Annotated in this window: 4 protein-coding genes; 3 read left to right on the top strand and 1 reads right to left on the bottom strand. The window is 44.5% G+C overall.

Going from position 1 to position 4,350, the window contains the following annotated elements:
• The coding region (locus K1X82_14965; GenBank protein MBX7183410.1) for an acyl-CoA dehydrogenase family protein at window positions 1–1,349 on the bottom strand (1,349 nt) is incomplete at its 3' end.
• Window positions 1,350–1,403: 54 nt separating this feature from the next.
• On the opposite strand from K1X82_14965, the gene K1X82_14960 reads away from it, so the two are divergent.
• The 3 genes from K1X82_14960 to K1X82_14950 are packed head-to-tail and all read left to right on the top strand — an operon-like array spanning window position 1,404 to window position 4,168.
• Complete coding sequence (locus tag K1X82_14960) at window positions 1,404–1,670, top strand: hypothetical protein (protein MBX7183409.1); 267 nt, start codon at window positions 1,404–1,406, stop codon at window positions 1,668–1,670.
• The gene (locus K1X82_14955) at window positions 1,615–3,561 is read left to right on the top strand and encodes an OmpA family protein (protein ID MBX7183408.1); all 1,947 of its coding nucleotides are present in this window, start codon (window positions 1,615–1,617) and stop codon (window positions 3,559–3,561) included. Before K1X82_14960 ends, K1X82_14955 begins: the two co-directional genes overlap by 56 nt.
• 1 nt (window position 3,562) lies before the next feature.
• Window positions 3,563–4,168 (top strand): transferase hexapeptide repeat family protein, encoded by a 606-nt coding sequence (locus tag K1X82_14950; protein MBX7183407.1) that lies wholly within the window; start codon window positions 3,563–3,565, stop codon window positions 4,166–4,168.
• Window positions 4,169–4,350: the final 182 nt, after the last annotated feature.

Here is a 4,350-nt window from a genome sequence, read left to right as displayed (position 1 = left end):
CCTTCGATATCGAATTGAAAAATAGCATTGGCATTGGCAGCTTTATCAGCTTTTAAGCGTTGTGGCAAGGAGTAGATGATATCCTTGGCGGTTTCTGGTTTAATATCCATGGATTGAGATTGGTTGGTATTTAATTGATTAGTTGAATTAGCGGATTGGGAAGGGGTTAACTCCTTTTCGTTGTCGTAGGCGGGTTCAAAATTTACCTCATCGATAATAATTTTGGCAAGAATTTCCTTCATAATTTCGGTGGTACCACCCACGATGGTTCCGACTCTGGCGTCGCGGTACATTCTGGAGATTGGGAACTCGTCCATGTAGCCATAGCCTCCGAAGAATTGCAAACATTCGTCGGAAACGCGCTTGCTTAGTTCGGTTGCCTTCATTTTAGCCATGCTACATTCTTTAACGCAGTAAATTCCTTTGTCGTAAAGCCAGGCGGTGTAGTAAACCAATTGTTTGGTAGCTTCGATTTCGGTAGCGAGATCGACTAGTTTATGACGAAGCACCTGGAATTTTTTCAGTTGTCGTCCGAAGGCTTCCCTTTCGTTCATGTATTTGAGCGTTAGAGTCAATCCATGTTCGCTTGCGCCGAGTGAGCCAATGGCAGTGATCAGGCGTTCTGATTGAAAGCTATCCATGATATAGTAGAAACCGTGGTTTTCTTTACCTACGAGGTTTTCTACCGGTACTTCCACATTATCGAAGGCCAGTTCCCCGGTATCGGAGGAGTGCCAACCCACCTTTTTCAATTTGGTTGCGGAGAAACCCGGAGTATTGCGGTCAACCACGATCAGACTAATTCCGGCAGCACCGGCATTGGGGTCGGTTTTACAGGCCACTGTTACGAAATCGCTATAAACCCCGTTGGTGATAAAAATTTTGCTTCCGTTAATGATATACTTATCCCCTACTCTTTGGGCTGTGGTTCGAATATTCATCACATCGCTACCGGCGAAGGGCTCGGTGATGGCCAGGGCGCCCAATTTTTTGCCGGTAATGGCGTCGACCACATATTTTTTCTTCAAATACTCCGATCCGGCTTTCAGAATATGAGCAGTGCTCATGAATTGGTGCACACCGTGAGCCGCTGCGAAACCACCCATCAAACTGCGAGGAATTTCTTCGAGCAAAACCACGGAATAGAAAAAGTCATTGTTTGTTCCGCCGTATTCTTCGGGGAAATTTACGCCAAGGAAGCCTAAATCGCCCATTTTTTCCCACACGGAATGGGGTATTTGCTGGTTGGCTTCCCATTCATTAGCAAAGGGAGCTACCTCAGTATCAATAAATTGTCGAACGGCTTGACGAAAGGTTTCGTGATCGGGGGTAAAATAAGGCGAGTTCAATCGAATTAGAATTTGGTGCAAGAATAAAGAAAAAAGCTGCTGTAAACATGGGAAATGAACGGGTTAACAGATTTTTTCAATCCTACATCAAGTTGGCAGAATATTGGAAAAAGAGAAATGCAAATTGATTTGTTGAAAAACAATAAAAACGTTTCGGATTGGTTTAGTCAATGCAACAACCTTTGCACTTTCCTTCGAGTACTTCTACATGCGGAAAAACTTACCCTTTTTACTCCTGCTCCTTTGTTTGACCGGATTGGTCGAAATGGCTTATTCTCAAGAGTTTCCATGCGAATTACCGAAGAACAAAAAGGCGGATAATTTATACGAAGAAGCCAGGAAAGAAAAGTTATCATCGAAGCGAAGAGAGCTGTTGAAGCAAGTGGTTGATTTGGAACCTGAACATTACCCGGCATTGTATGACTTTGCTTATGAAAACATTCGGTTGGCAGAAAAGAACATTCGGATGGATTACAAATTTGCTGCAGAAAAGCTAAAAAAGGTGATAGAGATGTGTCCGAATTTTCATCCCTACCCCTATTATTTTCTAGGTTCCATTGCCTTGGGGGAGAAAAAATACGACGAAGCTGTTTTGCAACTCAATAAATTTTTGGAGTTCAGGTTCGAAGACGATAAGCTATACCCTAAGGATTACGAGACCCGGCGTTCGGAAGCAGAAAAAATGTTGGCTACGGCCAGTTTTTATAACCAAATGCTTAAGAATCCGGTTCCTTTTGACCCCAAGTTGGTAGAAGGAATTTCAACTAAGGACGACGAATATTTGGCCATTGTTTCGCCTGACAACGAATTGTGTTTTTTCACCAGAAAATCGCAACGAATCAATAAAAATTCTACGGCCGGAAGCATACCCATGACTGTGGAAGAATTTTCACTTTCCCATGGAAAAGATGGGAAATTTGATGCAGGAGAAAAGCTTCCTCCCCCCTTTAATTTAACCGACAATGTGGGAGGAGCTACGGTTACGGTAGACAACAAAACCATTTATGTAACCATTTGCAAACGCATGGCTACCGGTTATTACAATTGCGACATTTATGAAAGTCATTTAAACGAAAAAGACGATTGGACCGAGCCTCAGAACCTGGGTCCGGGAGTAAACGGAAACAATTCTTTTGAAGGCCAGGCCTCCATCTCTGCCGATGGCAAATCGCTTTATTTTGTAAGCATTCGTAAGGATGAAATAGGTTCGGAAGACAATATGGATTTGTATGTAAGTAAAAAGGAGGCCAATGGAAGTTGGGGCAAAGCCAGCAACCTAGGAACCACCATTAATACCAAGGGCAACGAAAAATCTCCCTTTTTGCATTCGGATAGTCAAACCCTGTATTTCTCGAGTGATAGTTTACCCGGCATGGGTGGTTTCGACATTTTTTATACTCGACAAGACGAAAAGGGCAAATGGCTGACGCCCAAGAACATTGGTTACCCTATCAATACCGGAGAAGATGATTTAGGCTTTTTTGTAAGTACGGATGGACAAACGGCCTATTTTTCTTCCAATGTGTTAAAGAAAGCCGGTGGTTGGGATTTGTACTCTTTTCCGCTATACAAGGAAGCCAGGCCGGAGAAAATTGTGTTTTTAAAGGGAGAATTAAAAGACGAAAGCAACCAACCTGCCAAAAACGCCCGAATTGAAATTAAAAACTTAAAAACCAAGGAAGTAAAAGAAATTCCGGTAGATTCAGTTTCAGGGAAATATGTGGCGGTTTTTAGTTTAAAGGAAGACATGATGTTGAGCATAAAAAGCGACAATGCAGCCTTCCAAAGTCGATACTTCTCAAAAAAAGATACTGCAGAGGCCGGCAAACCCAAAAAGTTGGATATAGAGGTAAAACCGGTGAAAAAGGGAGGGGCCTACCGCATACACGACATCAATTTTGAAAGCAACAGTTGGGATTTGAACGAGCAATGCATGAATATTTTGACCGAGTTTGGGGCTTACTTGCGAGAGAATCAAAATCTAAAAGTGGCTATTCACGGGCATACCGACAATGTGGGCAACGATGCCGAAAACCTCAGGTTGTCTGAGAATAGGGCCAAGGCCGTTTACAGCTTTTTAACTACTTTAAACATAGAACCATCCCGACTTTCGTACAAGGGATTTGGCGAAACCAAGCCGCTTACGGGCAACGATACCGAGGCCGGTCGCAGCCAGAACAGGCGTACGGAATTTGTTGTGGTTGGCGATTAAGATGATTTACGAATTCAACGGATATATACCGGTGGTGCATCCCAGCGCCTTTGTGCACCCACAGGCGGCTGTAACGGGCAATGTGATTATAGGCAAGGATGTGTATATTGGTCCGGGAGCGGCCATACGTGGCGATTGGGGCGAGATAATCATCGAAGACGGATGCAATGTGCAAGAGAATTGCACCATCCATATTTTTCCGGGCAAGACGGTGACCTTGCATACGGGCGCGCATATTGGTCATGGGGCTATTGTTCACGGGGCCACGGTGGGGCGCAACAGTTTGATAGGCATGAATGCGGTATTGATGGACGATGCTGTTATTGGCGATGAGTGCATAGTAGGCGCTTTGTGCTTTGTACCGGCCGAAATGCAGATTCCTAACCGGAAAATTGTGGTGGGCAATCCGGCCAAAATCATCAAGGATTTAAGTGATGACATGCTGGAATGGAAAACCCGAGGAACCGAGTTGTACCAGCGCTTACCTGGCGAGATGCATGCCACTTTCAGGCCTTGCGAACCATTGCGCGAAGTACCCAAGGACAGGCCCAGGCAACAGGCGGTTTATGCCACCTGGATGGAGAAAAAGTCGGGGCAGGGGGAATAAGTGTAATTGGTAGGTTAGTTTTTAATTTTTATTAGGCGGGTCCCATTCGCCCAAAACCATTTGAGTTAGAATTCAAGGATAGTGCAAGGGCTCATGGTCGGGCTTTACGTTGCAATCTTTTTGCTCGTGCCTCGACAAAAAGGATTTCCACTTCAATCCCTACCCGAGGGGTGAGTGCAGGA

Source organism: Bacteroidia bacterium, assembly GCA_019695265.1.
Taxonomy (GTDB): domain Bacteria; phylum Bacteroidota; class Bacteroidia; order JAIBAJ01; family JAIBAJ01; genus JAIBAJ01.
Note: the sequence above shows the minus strand (reverse complement) of the source record. Positions and strands in the feature narration are given on the sequence as shown.